The following is a 14,944-nucleotide window of genomic DNA, read 5'->3' on the forward strand; positions in this document are numbered from 1 at the left end:
CCGCCCCGCCCGCCCGGCCGGGACGCCGGGCCGCGCGGACCTCCTGCTCAGGAGGTCAGGACCGTCTGCAACCGCCTCGCCTCCTTGACCAAACGGGTGGAGCCGGGCCGGGCGGCGACCTCGGCCAGCCCCGGGATCGGCGCGCCCGCGCCGGCCCGGCCCGCCTGCACCGCTCCGGCGGCGTCACCCGTGCCGGCTTCCTGGTCCGTCGCGGACGCCTGGCCCGTTCCGGCGGCGTAGTCCGTGCCGGCCGCCCGGACCGTGCCGGCCACCTGGGTGGACAGTTCCAGCAGGTCGGGCAGCCCGCGCCGGGCGGTGGGCAGCAGCACCGGCAGGACGGCGGTCAGGATGTCCCAGACGGCGGCCGAAGCGCCGCCCCGGTGCGCGCCGGCCAGGGCCGGCACCAGGCGGGAGAGTTTCACCGTCGCGTCGGCGCAGAGGTCGGCCAGGGCCGCGCCGACCGCTGGCGCGAACGGCTCCGGACCGGCTGCCAGGGTGCAGAAAGCGTCCACCGCCGCGACGCGGTCCTGCTGGTGGCGGGCGCCCAGGGCGTAGGCGAGGCCGTAGGCCAGGGCCGGACCGACCGGGCCGGAGCACTCGGCGAGCAGCGGCAGCAGCGCCGCACCCGCGCGCTGCTCCTGGTCGGCCAGCGCGGCCAGTTCGGGCAGCGCCCAGGCCGCGGCCACCTCCCGATGCTGGGGCAGCACCATCGCCAGCACGTCGCCGCACTCGTGGAACGTCCGCGGCCAGCCGTCCGGCTCGGCTCCCGGGGTGACGGTGAGCAACTGACGCTCCAGGCGCAGCCCGCCGTCGCGGGCCGGGCGCACGGCGGCCACCACCCGCCGGGTGAGCGGGGAATACCAGGTGTGCCGGTAGCCGGACGGATGTTGCTCGAACCGGCTGCTGATCGGATCGGGCAGGCCCCCGGCGGCCAGCCAGGCGGCGAACTGGCGCCCGGCCGGGGAAGTCAGTCGCGTCGCGGCGGCGGCGACCGCCGGATCGGTTCGCCGGGGCAGCCGCAGCAGCGCCTGTTCGAAGTCCACCGGCCACGGCTGCCAGCCCTCCGCCTCGGCCCGGCGCAGCCGTTCCAGCAGCACCGCCGCGTCCAGACCGCCGGTCACATGGGTCGGGGTGGCGACCGTCACCGGCACCAGGGTGCTGCTCAGCTGGACCGCCGCCTCGGCGAGCCGCAGGGCCAGCACGCCGTCGGGGGTGGCGGCCAGCGGTGAGTCCGGCCCGCCGCGGCGGCCGTCCTGCCACGCCGCACGCACCGAGGTCACCAGCCGCTGCCGGCGGGAGCGCAGCGTGCGGGCGCCGGTCGCGCAGCGGATCGCCAGGCCGAGGTACATCAGCGGGGAGGATTCGTTGCCGCCGGCGTCGGCGAAGTGGCCCGGGTACCGGTCGAGGACCGGCCGCAGCGCGGCGGCCAGTGCCGGCGGACCCGCGGTGGTGTAGAGCGCGACCAGGCCGGCCAGCACCCGCTCCCAGCGGACCGCGGTCTGCTCGTGGCACAGCGCGGCCAGCTCCTCGGCGAGTTCCGCCGGGGTGGCGATGGGCGGTGGCATCTCGGCCGGCGGGGCGGCCGGACCCGGCCCGCGGATGCCGGCCGGCGCCGGGACGGCCGTGCCGAACAGCTCGGCGGCCCGGGCCGGCAGATCGCCGGAGAGCGCGGCGGCCGCGTCGGCGATCCGGGCCACGCTCGCCCGGTCCAGGCCGCCGGCCCGCCTGCCGATCAGGGTCAGCGCCCGTTCCTGCACATCCAGCGCCGGATGGCCGAACCCGGCGGCGACCGTCTCCAGCACCTCGCCGGCCCGGCCCGGGTGCCGGCGCGCGACCCTCTCCAGCCAGGACAGCTGCGCCGTGACCAGGGTCTTCTCCGCGCGCAGCAGGGTCGGCGCGCTGGCCTCCAGCAGGGTCGACAGCTCCAGCCGCCCGGCGTCGTCGACCGCCCGCAGCGCCTTCTGCGCCAGCGTGGCCACCGGGCCGGGAGCCTCGGGCAGCAGCCGGGCGTAGTCGAGGACATGGCTGGACAGCTCGTCGAGAGTCGGTTCCAGCGCGTCGTGCAGCAGCGCGAACGGGCGCAGCTGAGGTGCCCGGCCGCCACGGGCCAGGCGGTCGAGGGTCAGGTCCAGAACGGTCTTGCGGGCCAGCACGCCGTCGGCGACCAGGTCCGCGATGACCGCCGGGACCCGCGGCGTGGGGTCCCACCGCGCGGCCGTGGCGTCCCACGAGCCGCCGGCCAGGTCGGCGCCGAGGCCGTCGCACTCGAACAGAGCGGGCAGCAGCGAGTCGCGCAACGGGTCGTCGCGCAGCCGCGCGCCGAGCGCCGACCGGCCGCCGCGCCGCCCGGAGACCGGTTCCAGCAGGTTCGCCAGCCAGGCGCGGACCACGTTCTCCCGGACCGGTGGCTCGGCCCCGCCGGCCCGCAGCAGCTCCGCGATCATCGGCCACAGGTGCTGGTCGGCGTCGCGCAGCGGGATCCGCTCGGCGAGCCGCCGGCCCAGCTCGCCCAGCCAGGGCACCTGCCGGAGCCGGGCGACCTCCAGGAACCGGTCCGGGCCGACCCGGGTCCAGGCCTGCATGGCGCCGCGCGACAGCAGCGCCGCCGCGCGGGCGGCGGTCGGCATGCAGCCGATCACGGCCAGCGCGTACCCCGGGTTGGGGTTGACGTCGGCGCGCCACCAGGCGTTGCGCTCGGCGCGCCGGATGCCCGCCTCGACGTCGCCGGCCAGAGCGAGACGATGCTGTTCGGTGGCGCCGGCCAGCAGCGCGACGATCCGGGCCCGGTGCCCGCGCCGGGCGTGCCGCTGCAGGATCTCCCAGCTCAGGATCATGCCGCGGCCTCGGTGTCCGCGATCGTCGTGGCGGTCTTTCCGGAACGGGCCATCCGCACCGCGAGGAGGTGCTTGCACGGGCCGCGGCCGCCGCGGTGCCGCGCCCACCACGGGCAGGTGCAGGACTGCGCCGCGTCGCGTACGTGGTACGTCTGCCCGCCGCTGACCACCCGGGACACCTCCGCGCCGACGCTCACCGCGCCCGCGCTGATCAGCGCCCGCGCACCGGTCAGCCGCGGGCTCATCCGCTCGGCGGCGTCCGCGGTGTACGGCAGGGCGCGGTGGAAGTAGCCCGCCTCGGCCAGGTCGTAGCCCACCCGCCCGGCCGTGCCCAGCTGGGTCAGCGCGTCGCGGACCCGGGCGGCGTCCAGTCCGGATGCGGTGGCCAGCGTGTCCACGTCGATCGCCGGATCCCCGGTCAGCAGCGCGCTGACCAGGTCGGCGTCGTCGGCCACCTCGTCGGAGGTCAGCGACTCGAGGACCGTGCCCTCGCCGGGGAACCCGCGGTACGGCTCCGGGGACAGCGTCAGCGACAGCCGCTGCTGCGGCATGCTCAGCTCCCAGGCGCTGGCCACCGGGGCGCTGCCGGCGGTGACGGCCGGGCCGTACACGCGCAGGCCGGTCGCGTACCGCAGGAAGGGTTTCAGGGCGGCCAGGCGGCCGGCGCCCGGCAGGCACACCGCGCCCGGAACCGGCCGCGACGTCAGGCGCAGCGACCGCCCGGCCGCGACCGCCCAGAGCACCGACCGGTCGGCCGGCAGGCGGTGGAACAGGGCGCGGGCCTCGGTGACGCCGAGCTCGGCGCGCGCGTCGAACCGCGCGGTCAGCACCTGCGCCTCGGCGAAGCCGCGCAGCCACCGGGTCGGCAGCGGCACCCTGCGTTCCACCAGGCGACCGTCGAACGTGGTCACGGCCAGCTCGTCCGGGCCGACCGCGAGGTGCATCGCCTCGCCGGCGCCGACCCGGCTGAGCGCCCGCCGCAGCGGCAGGTCGACGTCCACGTTGGTGGTGCCGTGGCCGACGATGTCGCCGTCCAGCCCGGCGGGCAGCACGTCCAGTCGCGCGTGGACACCGCAGCAGCCGGAGAACGACTCGAAGCGCAGCCGGTCGCCGCCGGCGGTCACCACGGGGTCGAGGCTGGCCGGCGGCAGCGGCCGGAAGTACCGGGTGCGGGCCACCTCGGCCACGGCGAGCAGACCGGTCGCCGCAGCGCCGGGCACGGTCAGGAACCCGGTGAAGAATCGGGGGTGCGCCGCCGGGCCGCCGGAGGTCTGCAGGGTCAGGCCGCCGTCCAGAGCCGACGATCCGAGGTACGAATAAGCCGCGGTAACCATGCGCGAGAAACTAGAACACAGGTACGACAGATTTCGCCGCCGCCGGAGCCCGCCGGCTCGGCGCCGGACGCGCGGGGGCGCCGGTGGCAGGAGCGGCCGTGGCGGCAGGGCCAAAGGCATACGCTCCGGGGCACTTCGGGTCCGGTGGCGGAGGGTTGTCGTCATGGGACTAACCTCGCGGTTGGTTCTGCGACGCCTCCGTGATCAGTCTGTGGGGCGTCTATGAGCTCCAGTTCGCCGCGTCCGGCAGCGGTTCGTGCCACGATGGGCGAAGTGTGCGAGTGTCCCGGTCCGGAGTGGGAGAGATGAGCGAACACGTTTCCGACAGCGCCGAGTGGCAGGCCCTACAGGGCCACGCCGAGAAGATCTCCGGCGTCCACCTGCGTGACCTGTTCGACAGCGACCCGCGGCGTGGCGAGCGCTACGCCGCCGAGGTCGCCGATCTGTATGTCGACTACAGCAAGAACCTGGTCACCGACGAGGTGCTGTCCGCGCTGTTCGCGCTGGCCGGCCGGGCCAAGCTGACCGAGCGGATCACCGCGATGTTCAGCGGCGAGCACATCAACGTCACCGAGGACCGCGCCGTGCTGCACACCGCGCTGCGCCTGCCGCGCGACGCCCGGCTGGTGGTCGACGGCCAGGACGTGGTGGCCGACGTGCACGAGGTGCTGGACCGGATGGGCGTGTTCGCCGACAAGGTGCGCTCCGGGGAGTGGAAGGGGCACACCGGCGAGCGGATCCGTACCGTGGTGAACATCGGCATCGGTGGCTCCGACCTGGGCCCGGTGATGGCGTACGAGGCGCTGAAGGACTACACCCAGCGCGACATCGAGTGCCGGTTCGTGTCGAACATCGACCCCACCGACCTGTACGAGAAGACCCGCGACCTGGACCCGGCCAGCACGCTGTTCATCGTGGTGTCGAAGACCTTCACCACCCAGGAGACGCTGACCAACGCCGCGGAGGCGCGCAACTGGCTGCTCGCCGCGCTCAAGGACGAGGCCGCGGTGGCCAAGCACTTCGTCGCGGTCAGCACCAACGCCGCGAAGGTCGCCGACTTCGGCATCGACACCGAGAACATGTTCGGCTTCTGGGACTGGGTCGGCGGGCGCTACTCGCTGCCGTCCGCGGTCGGCCTGTCGGTGCTGATCGCGCTCGGCAAGGAGCGGTTCGCCGAGATGCTCGCCGGTTACCACGCCGTCGACGAGCACTTCCGGACCACCCCGATCGAGCGCAACGTGCCGGCCCTGCTCGGCCTGATCAACGTCTGGTACGACACGTTCCTCGGCGCGCAGTCGCACGCGGTCCTGCCGTACGCGCAGTACCTGCACCGGTTCGCGGCCTACCTGCAGCAGCTGACCATGGAGAGCAACGGCAAGTCGGTGCGGCTGTCCGGCGAGCGGGTCACCTTCCAGACCGGCGAGGTGTTCTGGGGCGAGCCCGGCACCAACGGCCAGCACGCCTTCTACCAGCTCATCCACCAGGGCAGCAAGCTGATCCCGGCGGACTTCATCGGGTTCAGCAAGCCGAACCACGACATCGGCCAGATGCACGACCTGTTCATGTCGAACTTCCTGGCCCAGACCGGCGCGCTGGCCTTCGGGCGGACGCTGGAGCAGGTCCAGGCCGAGGGCACCCGGCCCGAGGTGGCCCCGCACCGGGTGATGCCGGGCAACCACCCGACCACCACGATCCTCGCCGAGAAGCTCACCCCGGCGACGTTCGGCCAGCTGGTCGCCCTCTACGAGCACATCACGTTCACCCAGGGCGTGATCTGGGAGATCAACTCGTTCGACCAGTGGGGGGTGGAGCTGGGCAAGGTGATGGCCAACCAGCTCGCACCGAAGCTGACCTCGGCGCAGGCGCCCGCCGACGACGCCGACTCGTCGACGAACACGCTGATCAAGCGCTACCGCGCGCAGCGCGGCCGCTGATTCCTGTCGGACCCTGCTTCTAGGCTCGGTGCCGTGGATGTGAACACGGCACTGAGCCTTCGCATGACCAGCCTGTTGCTCGGCCCGCACCCGGGCAGCGCTCCCGGTGACGTCCGCGGCGTCACCGAGTGGTTCGGCGCGATGCAGGCGCAGGATCTCAACAGCGTGCTCTGGTCGCTGGGCGCGCGCCTGCCCGGGCGCACCCAGCCGGAGATCGTCGCCGAGACCGAGCGGCGCGACGTGGTGCGCACCTGGCCGATGCGCGGCACCGTGCACCTGGTCCCGTCCGCCGACGCGCACTGGATGCTGGAGCTGACCGGGGTGCGGGCGCTGGCCGGCGCGGCGCGCCGCCGCGAGTTCCTCGGCCTCTCCGAGGCCGACGCGGACCGAGCCGCGGAGATTCTCGGCGCCACGCTGGCCGGCGGCGGCCGGATGACGCGATCGGAGTGCATGGCCGCGATCGGCGAGGGCGGCGTCGCGGTCGCCGGTCAGCTCGGTTACCACCTGCTGTGGTACGCGAGTCAGCGCGGCGTCACGGCGATCGCCCCGAATCGGGGCACGGAGCAGACTTTCGTGCTGCTCGACGACTGGGCGCCCACGCGTAACAAACCGTCGCGGGAGGAGGCGCTGGCCATCCTGGCGCGTCGGTATTTCCGCAGTCACGGGCCGACCACGGTCAAGGACTTCGCGGGCTGGACCATGCTGCCGGTGACCGACGCCCGCGCCGGGATCGCCGCCGCGGGGCTGGTCGCCGTCGACGTCGACGGGATCCCGATGTGGGCCGATCCGGAGGTCCTCGACGCCGGTCCGGTGCGTGGCTGGCACGCTCTGCCCGGCTTCGACGAGTACCTGCTGGGTTACAAGGACCGCGCCATGATGGCCACCCCGGAACACCTGAGGAGCATCATCCCGGGCGGCAACGGGGTGTTCCAGGCGACCCTGGTGCGTGACGGCCGGGTGATGGCGGTGTGGAAGCGGACCCTGGGCAAACGGGCGGTCACCGTCACCGTGTCACCGCTGGAGCCGTTCACCGCCGCGGACTGGGTGAGCGCGGAGCGGGCGCTGGAGCCGTTCGCGGCGTTCGTCGGCCTCCCGCTAACTGTTAAGAGACTTGAATAATCGACTGTTAAGAACCCTTGATATTTGTGAACGTGAAAGTCACCATGTGGTGGCACAGGTCACCTTCGCTGTCGAGGAGTCGCCATGGGAGTTCGCCGCCAGGTACTGGCACTGGTCGCCGGGGCGGGGGTGGCGCTCGGCTCGGTCGTGGCGTTCTCGCCGGCCGGTGAGGCCGCCGTGACCTGCTCGTCCGTGGCCTGGGCCGAGGGGGTGACCTACCGCGCCGGCACCCAGGTGACCTACCGGTCCAGGCTGTACCAGGCCCTGGTCACCCACACGGCGCACGCGGGCGCCGGCTGGAACCCGGCCGCGACCCCGACGCTGTGGGGGGATCTGGGCGCGTGCAGCGGCGGCGGCACGCCGACGCCGACGGCCACCTCGGTCTCGCCGACGGCGTCGTCCACCACCTCCCCGGCGCCCACGCCGACCGCGACCGGCGGCGCCTGTGCGACCCGCGGCCGTCCCGCCGGCAAGGTGCTCCAGGGGTACTGGGAGAACTGGGACGGCGCGGCCAACGGCGTGCATCCCGGCCTCGGCTGGATCCCGATCAACGACGGCCGGATCGCCCAGCACGGCTACAACGTCCTGATGGCCGCCTTCCCGGTGATTCGCTCGGACGGCACCGTGCTGTGGGAGAACGGCATGGACGCCGGCGTCAAGGTGCCCACCGCCGCGGAGATCTGCGCGGCCAAGGCGCAGGGCGCCACGGTGCTGATGTCGATCGGAGGAGCGGCGGCCGGGATCGACCTGAGCTCCAGCACGGTCGCCGACCGCTTCGTGGCCAGCATCGTGCCGATCCTCAAGGCCTACCACTTCGACGGCATCGACATCGACATCGAGACCGGGCTCTCCGGCAGCGGCGACATCAACACGCTGTCCACCTCGCAGGCGAACCTGATCCGGATCATCGACGGGGTGCTCGCGGCGATGCCGGCCAACTTCGGGCTCACCATGGCGCCGGAGACGGCGTACGTCACCGGCGGCAGCGTGACCTACGGCTCGATCTGGGGGTCGTACCTGCCGATCATCAAGAAGTACCTGGACAACGGCCGGCTGTGGTGGCTCAACATGCAGTACTACAACGGAAGCATGTACGGCTGTTCCGGCGACTCGTACGCCGCGGGCACCGTGCAGGGTTTCACCGTGCAGACCCGGTGCCTGGCCGACGGCCTGACGATTCAGGGCACGACCATCAAGATTCCGTACGACAAGCAGGTCCCCGGACTGCCCGCGCAGCCCGGTGCCGGCGGCGGTCACATGACGCCGGCGCTGGTCGCCCAGGCCGTCAGCAGCGTCCCCGGCATCAAGGGCCTGATGACCTGGTCGATCAACTGGGACGGGTCGAAGGGCTGGACGTTCGGCGACAACGTGAAGGCCCTCCAGGGTCGCTGAGCGCCCGGCGATCACCGGCCCGGCCCGGGCCGGTGATCCGCCACCCCGGCGACGCGCCGCCATCGTCGATGTGGACGGTGGTCGACGTCCCGCCGTCGATGTGGGCGGTGGTCGACGTCCCGCCGTCGATGTGGGCGGTGGCTGGCGTGCCGCCGATGATGTGGGCGAGGGCCGACGTGTCCGTGCGGTTCAACCGGTGACCGGCAGCGGTCTGCGGTAGACGCTGACGTGGTCGCCGCTGTCCGGGCCGAACGGGTCGCGCCGCCACGTCGCGTAGCGTGCCTGGAGTTCCAGCCCGGCGGCGGCCGCCATCGCGTCGATCTGCTCCGGCCACTGGTACCGCATGCCGAACGGCTGCAGCCGGACCCCGCCGTCGGTGAAGGTGACCGTCTGCCGCAGGAAGGTCTGGGCGTCCCGGTCGTACCGGTGCAGACGCACGGTCACCGCCTCCTCGGTCACCTGCTGCACCTGCACCTGCTGCTCGTCGCGATCGAAATCGGACGGGTCCGGCACGAACGCCTCAACCACGAACCGGCCGCCCGGGGCCAGCACCCGGGCCACGTTGTGGAAACACTCCTCCTGCCGGCCCGGCACGGTCAGGTTGAACAGGGTGTTGAAGACCAGGTAGACCAGCGGATAGGGGCCGCGGACCGCGACGTCGGCCATGTCGTCGACGAGCACCGCGATGGCGTCGCCGCCCGGTTTGCGGCGCAACAGCTCGACCATCTCCGGGGACGCCTCGATGCCCTCCACCGGGACGCCACGCGCGGCGAGCGGCAGCGCCACCCGGCCGGTGCCGATGGCCAGCTCCAGCACCGGGCCGTCGCCGGCCAGCCCGGCCAGGAACTCCACCGCGGGACCCGGGTCGGGCAGGCCCGGGCCGTCGTAGTGCGCCGCCCACTGGCGGCCGAACAGTCCTGGATCGTCGAGTTTGGCCATGCCACAGGTCTATCCGTCGCGGATCGGCCCGGCAACCGCTTCGCGCCGCGCTGCCGCAGGATCACCAACCGGTCCATGATCGCGGGCCGGCGCAAATCCGCCGCTTCCGGCCCGCCGGCCCGGTGTCGGCCCGCCGGCTCAGTGTCGGCCTGCCCGGGCTGGCGCTGGTCTGCCCGGGCTGGCGCTGGTCTGCCCGGGCCGGCGCTGGTCTGCCCGGTCCGGTGTCGGTCAGCCCGGTCCGGTGTCGGGCGCCGGGCCGGGCCGACTGTTCCCCGATCGGTCACCGCGAAGCCCGGGCAGTGGTGGCGACCGGCCGGTGCACCACGCCACCCCGGCCGTCCCGGGCCGTCGGCGCCGCGGCCGCCCGGCACCGGAGCGCCCGGGCGGGGTGTGACCCCCGCCGCTGCCCAAGTTCTTTGAATCTGAAATAGTTTCTCCGTCAACAACGTTGTGCGGGGCAGTCCGGGACGTCAGAGCCCCGGCCGGAGGTTTCAGGAGCGGGTCATGCAATTCGGCATCTTCAGCGTCAGCGACATCACCACCGACCCCACCACCGGGAAGACCCCGACCGAGGCGCAGCGCATCAAGGACATCGTCACCATCGCGAAGCACGCGGAACAGGCCGGCCTCGACGTCTTCGCGCTCGGCGAGCACCACAACGAGCCGTTCTTCTCCTCGTCGCCGACCACGACGCTCGCCTACATCGCCGCGCAGACCACGACGCTGCAGCTGAGCACGGCCACCACGCTGATCACCACGAACGACCCGGTGAAGATCGCCGAGGACTTCGCGATGCTGCAGCACCTCGCGGACGGCCGCGTCGACCTGATGCTCGGCCGGGGCAACACCGGCCCGGTCTACCCGTGGTTCGGCAAGGACATCCGCGCCGGCATCCCGCTGGCCATCGAGAACTACGCGCTGCTGCACCAGCTGTGGCGCGAGCACGTGGTGGACTGGGAGGGCAAGTTCCGTACCCCGCTGCAGTCGTTCACCTCGACGCCGCGCCCGCTCGACGACGTCCCGCCGTTCGTCTGGCACGGCTCGATCCGCAGCCCGCAGATCGCCGAGCAGGCCGCTTACTACGGTGACGGCTTCTTCGCCAACCACATCTTCTGGCCGGCGTCGCACACCCAGCGGATGGTCGGGCTCTACCGGGAGCGGTTCGCGCACTACGGCCACGGTGACCCGGACCAGGCCATCGTCGGCCTCGGCGGCCAGGTGTTCATGCGCCGCAACAGCCAGGACGCGGTCAACGAGTTCCGGCCGTACTTCGACAACGCACCGGTCTACGGCCACGGGCCGTCCCTGGAGGACTTCAGCCGCGAGACGCCGCTGACCGTCGGCAGTCCGCAGCAGGTGATCGACCGTACCCTCGGATTCCGCGACTACGTGGGGGACTACCAGCGTCAGCTGTTCCTGATCGACCACGCCGGCCTGCCGCTCAAGACCGTCCTGGAGCAGCTCGACCTGCTCGGCGAGGAGGTCGTGCCGGTGCTCCGCAAGGAGTTCGCCGCGCTCAAGCCGGCGCACGTGCCGGACGCGCCCACCCACGCCTCGCTCGTCGCCAGGAAGCAGGCCGAGACCAAGGAAAACGCCGAAACCAGGGAAGAGGTCCAGGCATGAAACAGCGCACACTCGTCGTGGTCAGCGCGGGCCTGAGTCAGCCGTCGTCCACCCGCCTGCTCGCGGACCAGCTGTCCGCGGCGGCGGGGCGGGCCGCCAGCGGGCTCGGCGTCACCCTGGACATCCAGGTCGTCGAGCTGCGCGACCTGGCCCACGAGATCACCGACCACATGCTGACCGGCTTCCCGCCGGCCGCGCTCAAGCAGGCCCAGGAGGCGGTGGCGGCGGCCGACGCGCTGATCGTGGTCACGCCGGTGTTCAGCGCGAGCTACAGCGGCCTGTTCAAGTCGTTCTTCGACGTGCTGGAGCCCGACACGCTGACCGACAAGCCGGTCCTGCTCGCGGCGACGGCCGGCACCGCCCGGCACTCGCTGGTGCTGGAGCACGCGCTGCGGCCGCTCTTCGCGTACCTGCGTGCGGTCCCGGTCCCGACCGCGGTCTTCGCGGCCAGCGACGACTGGGGCGCGAACTCGGTGGAGGGCCCGCTGCGCGGCCGTATCGAACGGGCTGCGACCGAGCTGGCCCGCGAGGTCGAGCGCCGCGAACCGGTCACGGTCGCGGACCCGTTCGCCCTCACCGCCAGTTTCGAGGACATGATGAAGTCCCTCTGACCCCGGTCGGGTGAGCCCCGGGCCGCGTGCGCCGGCCGAGCCGGTCGCCGACGGCGCCCGCCGGCGGGGGACAGCCGCGCCGCGGGCCGTGATCACCCGGTGCGGGTGGCATGCTGAGGTGGTGCAGGTCCCGGGCACGCAGCGCGCCGACGTCCGCCGTTCCGCCGCCGGCCACCGGCCGGGGCCCGGCGACGAGCGCCCGCCCGCCGCCCGGCAGCCCCGGCAGCGCTGCGCGGCGCCGCCGGACGGCGCCGCGGCCGACGAGACCGTGGTACGGGCGTTGATGCTGGCCAGCCGGGCGTTCGTCGGGCTGACCCTGCGCTCGCTGGGGGCGGCCGCGGCGGACGTGACGCTGCCGCAGTTCCGGACGCTGGTGGTGCTGGCCGTACGCGGGCCGCTGCGCAGCACCGACATCGCCGAGGAACTCGGCGTCAACCCGTCCACCGGGACCCGGATGTGCGACCGCCTGGTGCGCAAGGGCCTGATCGACCGGATGCCCGACCCGGGCGACCGGCGGGTGGTCCGGCTGGGCCTGACCAGCGCCGGGCGCGACGTCGTCGGCCGGGTGATCGCCGCCCGGCGCGCCGAGCTCGTCCGGATCGTCGCCGCGACGGCCGGGGTGTGGCAGCCCGCGGTGATCGACGCGCTGACCGCCTTCGCCGCGGCCACCGGCGAGGGCGGCGAGCCGGACTGGTGGCTCGGCTGGTCCGCCGACCCGGCCGACGGGTCGCCTGACCGGTCCGGCGACCCGGTGTCCGGTGACCCGGCCGGTGGATGGGTCTGATCGGTCCGGCGACCCGTTGTCCGGCGACCCGGCCGGTGGATGCGGCTGACCGGTCCGGCGAGCCTGCCTGCGGATCGGCCTGACCGGTCCGGCGGCCCGGCCGAGGGTGGCCCGCCGAACGGCCCGCCGTGGTACGCCCGTATGGTGTGCGACACGTCGGCGGGCCGGGCCCGCCGACGTGTCTGCGTCGGACGGCGCCGGGCTCACGAAGTCCGGCCGGACCGTCGGTCAACCGTGGGTGATGCCGGCGGCGGCCGGTGGAGCCGTTTCCCCGGCGCAGACGCTTGCACAGTGCAAACATGGGATAGCGGCAGAGGAGGCGCTATGACGATGACCGGTGCTCGGGGGCCGGCCCTGGCGGAACGGCCGCGCGCGGACCTGCCCGCCACCCCACTGACCTGGCAGCGGACCGATGTGGTCGGCACCGAGCTGGTGTTCCCGCGCGGGTCGCGGCCGGCCGGATCGGCGATCGTCGCGGGGTCGCGCCCCTACACGATGACCTGGCAGGCCGAGCTGACGCCGGCCGCCGAGGTCACGGCGCTGCACGTGACCTGCCGGGGCGACGGCTGGAGCCGGGAGCTGCGGCTGGGTCGCGCGGACAGCGCGTGGTCGTGCCGGGTGGAGCACGCCGGTGACCCCGGTGAGCTGCCGTTCGCGGGCACCGACCAGCTCGACCTGCTGGACCCGGCGGCGGTGCTGCGGCTGGCCGATTCGCCGATCTTCGTCTCTTGGGCGATCCGCCGTCTCGGCCTGACCGTGACGTCCGGCCCGGTCACCGTGCCGGTCGTCCGGGTGCAGGCGCCGTCGCTGGCCGTGGTGCCCGGGACCATGACGTTCCACCTGGTCAGCCCGCAGCGGCTGCGCATCACCGGGGACCGGCCGGCGGTCACGCTCGAGCTCGACGACACCGGCACGGTCGCCTACCAGCCCGGTCACCTGCGCCTGGCACGCTGACCCGGGGCGCGGGCGCGCGCACCCGGCGCGAAGGGGTCAGAGCAGGCGCCAGTCGGCGTAGTCGAAGCCGGGGGCGACCACGCAACTGACCACGACCGGCTCGTCGCCGGCCGGGGCGGCGCTCTGCCAGCAGCCGGCCGGCACCACCAGCTGCGGCTGCTGCCCGGCGGCGAGGTCCGGCCCGAGCAGCAGCGGCTCCTCGGCGCCCGGCCGGTCACCGCTCCCACCCAGGGTCAGCGTCAGCGGCCCGCCGGAGTGCCAGAACCACAACTCGTCCGAGCGCACCACGTGCCACGCCGAGCGCTCCCCGGGGTGCAGCAGGAAGTAGATCGCGGTCGCGGCGGCGCGGGCTCCCGGGTACCCCGGAGGGTGGAAACTGTGCGGGGACCGCCAGGTCTCCCGGAACCAGCCGCCCTCCGGGTGGGGCGCCATGTCGAGCCGCTCGGCCAGCGGCGGTCGGTCGCTCATGACCGGATCCTAGACCGGCACGGGGCCGAACGACCGTTCGTTTTACCCGGTACGCTGACCCGGTGCCCCGCGTCTCGGAAGCCCACCTCGCCGCCCGCCGCCAGCAGATCCTCGACGCCGCGACGCGCTGCTTCGTCCGCAACGGCTTCCACCAGACCTCGATGCAGGACGTGATCCGGGAGGCCGGGCTCTCGGTCGGCGCGTTCTACCGCTACTTCAAGAGCAAGAACGAGCTGATCATGGCGATCGCCGGCGGCAAGATCGGGGACATCACCGGCATCATCGACCGGCTCCTCGCCGTGCAGCCGATGCCGCCGCTGCCGGCCTTCCTGGACGAGGTGATCGCGCAGGTGGAGGCGACCATCAGCGGGGACCAGACCGTGCTGATCGCGGTGCAGGTATGGGGCGAGGCCACCCACGACGAGGAGGTGGCCGCGCTGGTCCGGGACCTCTACGGGCGGATCCGCGAGCGGGTGGTGCGTACCGCGGAGCGGGCGAAGGACGCCGGTCAACTCCCGGCCGACGCCGACGCGGTCGGCGTCGGAGCCGCCCTCTTCGGGCTGCTGCAGGGCTACATCCTGCAGCGTGTCCTGGTGGGCACGATCGACCGCAAGACGTACGTGGACGGCGTGCGCGCCCTCCTCGGCACGGGCTGACCGGGACGCGATCCCGCCGCCGGCCGCCGCGACGCGCCGCCGGGCGACAGCCGGGCCTGGCGCCGGTCACGGACCCGGCCGTGCCCGTGGCCCGCCCGCGGCCGCCGCCGGGCCCCATCGGGCGAGATCCCGGTCTGGCGCCGGTCACGCACCCGGCCGTGCCCGTGGCCCGTCGCCGGCCGCCCCTGCCGTCGCCGGGCCCGCATGGCCCGCCGGGCCCGCATGGCCCGCCGGGCCCGCATGGCCCGCCGGGCCGGGCCATGCGGCCCTGTCCGCTGATGATCATTGGAAATAGC

Annotated in this window: 12 protein-coding genes; 8 read left to right on the forward strand and 4 right to left on the reverse strand. The window is 73.7% G+C overall.

All coding sequences use genetic code 11. The features are described from left to right. Positions 1-47: 47 nt before the first annotated feature. Both ACTEI_RS12935 and ACTEI_RS12940 read right to left on the reverse strand, forming a co-directional pair. Positions 48-2,834: a DUF6493 family protein gene (locus ACTEI_RS12935; RefSeq protein ID WP_122977885.1), complete on the reverse strand. Its 2,787-nt coding sequence runs from the start codon at positions 2,832-2,834 to the stop codon at positions 48-50. Continuing rightward, on the reverse strand, positions 2,831-4,168 hold the full coding sequence (locus ACTEI_RS12940) for an SWIM zinc finger family protein (protein WP_122977886.1): 1,338 nt from the start codon (positions 4,166-4,168) through the stop codon (positions 2,831-2,833). Before ACTEI_RS12940 ends, ACTEI_RS12935 begins: the two co-directional genes overlap by 4 nt. A gap of 305 nt (positions 4,169-4,473) precedes the next feature. Here ACTEI_RS12940 and pgi point away from each other — a divergent pair, with 305 nt between their 5' ends. From pgi to ACTEI_RS12955, 3 genes are all read left to right on the forward strand, one after another. Further along, complete coding sequence (gene pgi, locus ACTEI_RS12945) at positions 4,474-6,102, forward strand: glucose-6-phosphate isomerase (RefSeq protein ID WP_122977887.1); 1,629 nt, start codon at positions 4,474-4,476, stop codon at positions 6,100-6,102. A gap of 63 nt (positions 6,103-6,165) precedes the next feature. Further along, complete coding sequence (locus ACTEI_RS12950; RefSeq protein ID WP_122977888.1) at positions 6,166-7,221, forward strand: winged helix DNA-binding domain-containing protein; 1,056 nt, start codon at positions 6,166-6,168, stop codon at positions 7,219-7,221. Positions 7,222-7,305: 84 nt separating this feature from the next. Beyond that, entirely contained in the window at positions 7,306-8,613 is a 1,308-nt protein-coding gene (locus ACTEI_RS12955; protein WP_164465930.1) for a carbohydrate-binding protein, read from the forward strand. 189 nt (positions 8,614-8,802) lie between these two features. Here the strand turns inward: ACTEI_RS12955 and ACTEI_RS12960 are convergent, their stop codons facing one another. Further along, positions 8,803-9,552: a class I SAM-dependent methyltransferase gene (locus tag ACTEI_RS12960; protein WP_122977889.1), complete on the reverse strand. Its 750-nt coding sequence runs from the start codon at positions 9,550-9,552 to the stop codon at positions 8,803-8,805. Between the two features lie 504 nt (positions 9,553-10,056). On the opposite strand from ACTEI_RS12960, the gene ACTEI_RS12965 reads away from it, so the two are divergent. The 4 genes from ACTEI_RS12965 to ACTEI_RS12980 all read left to right on the forward strand — a co-directional run bounded on the left by ACTEI_RS12965 (position 10,057) and on the right by ACTEI_RS12980 (position 13,524). Beyond that, on the forward strand, positions 10,057-11,175 hold the full coding sequence (locus ACTEI_RS12965; RefSeq protein WP_122977890.1) for an LLM class flavin-dependent oxidoreductase: 1,119 nt from the start codon (positions 10,057-10,059) through the stop codon (positions 11,173-11,175). Then, the gene (locus tag ACTEI_RS12970; RefSeq protein WP_122977891.1) at positions 11,172-11,786 is read left to right on the forward strand and encodes an FMN reductase; all 615 of its coding nucleotides are present in this window, start codon (positions 11,172-11,174) and stop codon (positions 11,784-11,786) included. Before ACTEI_RS12965 ends, ACTEI_RS12970 begins: the two co-directional genes overlap by 4 nt. Positions 11,787-11,904: 118 nt before the next feature. After that, positions 11,905-12,570 carry a MarR family winged helix-turn-helix transcriptional regulator gene (locus ACTEI_RS38930; RefSeq protein ID WP_275412286.1) on the forward strand — a complete coding sequence of 222 codons (666 nt, stop codon included), beginning with the start codon at positions 11,905-11,907 and terminating at the stop codon, positions 12,568-12,570. A 324-nt stretch (positions 12,571-12,894) separates the two neighbouring features. Then, on the forward strand, positions 12,895-13,524 hold the full coding sequence (locus ACTEI_RS12980; RefSeq protein WP_164465931.1) for a putative glycolipid-binding domain-containing protein: 630 nt from the start codon (positions 12,895-12,897) through the stop codon (positions 13,522-13,524). Between the two features lie 36 nt (positions 13,525-13,560). On the opposite strand, the gene ACTEI_RS12985 is transcribed toward ACTEI_RS12980, so the two are convergent. Further along, entirely contained in the window at positions 13,561-13,992 is a 432-nt protein-coding gene (locus ACTEI_RS12985) for a cupin domain-containing protein (RefSeq protein WP_122977893.1), read from the reverse strand. Between the two features lie 62 nt (positions 13,993-14,054). Here ACTEI_RS12985 and ACTEI_RS12990 point away from each other — a divergent pair, with 62 nt between their 5' ends. Next, a complete protein-coding gene (locus ACTEI_RS12990; RefSeq protein WP_122977894.1) occupies positions 14,055-14,648 on the forward strand; it encodes a TetR/AcrR family transcriptional regulator in 594 nt (197 codons plus the stop codon). Positions 14,649-14,944 lie beyond the last annotated feature (296 nt).

This window comes from Actinoplanes teichomyceticus ATCC 31121, assembly GCF_003711105.1.
GTDB lineage: Bacteria > Actinomycetota > Actinomycetes > Mycobacteriales > Micromonosporaceae > Actinoplanes > Actinoplanes teichomyceticus.

What these genes read in the sequence shown, in the direction of transcription:
- ACTEI_RS12935 (WP_122977885.1), bottom strand. Translation starts at nt 2,834, where the DNA reads ATGATCCTGAGCTGGGAGATCCTGCAGCGGCACGCCCGGCGCGGGCAC.
- ACTEI_RS12940 (WP_122977886.1), bottom strand. Translation starts at nt 4,168, where the DNA reads ATGGTTACCGCGGCTTATTCGTACCTCGGATCGTCGGCTCTGGACGGC.
- pgi (WP_122977887.1), top strand. Translation starts at nt 4,474, where the DNA reads ATGAGCGAACACGTTTCCGACAGCGCCGAGTGGCAGGCCCTACAGGGC.
- ACTEI_RS12950 (WP_122977888.1), top strand. Translation starts at nt 6,166, where the DNA reads ATGACCAGCCTGTTGCTCGGCCCGCACCCGGGCAGCGCTCCCGGTGAC.
- ACTEI_RS12955 (WP_164465930.1), top strand. Translation starts at nt 7,306, where the DNA reads ATGGGAGTTCGCCGCCAGGTACTGGCACTGGTCGCCGGGGCGGGGGTG.
- ACTEI_RS12960 (WP_122977889.1), bottom strand. Translation starts at nt 9,552, where the DNA reads ATGGCCAAACTCGACGATCCAGGACTGTTCGGCCGCCAGTGGGCGGCG.
- ACTEI_RS12965 (WP_122977890.1), top strand. Translation starts at nt 10,057, where the DNA reads ATGCAATTCGGCATCTTCAGCGTCAGCGACATCACCACCGACCCCACC.
- ACTEI_RS12970 (WP_122977891.1), top strand. Translation starts at nt 11,172, where the DNA reads ATGAAACAGCGCACACTCGTCGTGGTCAGCGCGGGCCTGAGTCAGCCG.
- ACTEI_RS12980 (WP_164465931.1), top strand. Translation starts at nt 12,895, where the DNA reads ATGACGATGACCGGTGCTCGGGGGCCGGCCCTGGCGGAACGGCCGCGC.
- ACTEI_RS12985 (WP_122977893.1), bottom strand. Translation starts at nt 13,992, where the DNA reads ATGAGCGACCGACCGCCGCTGGCCGAGCGGCTCGACATGGCGCCCCAC.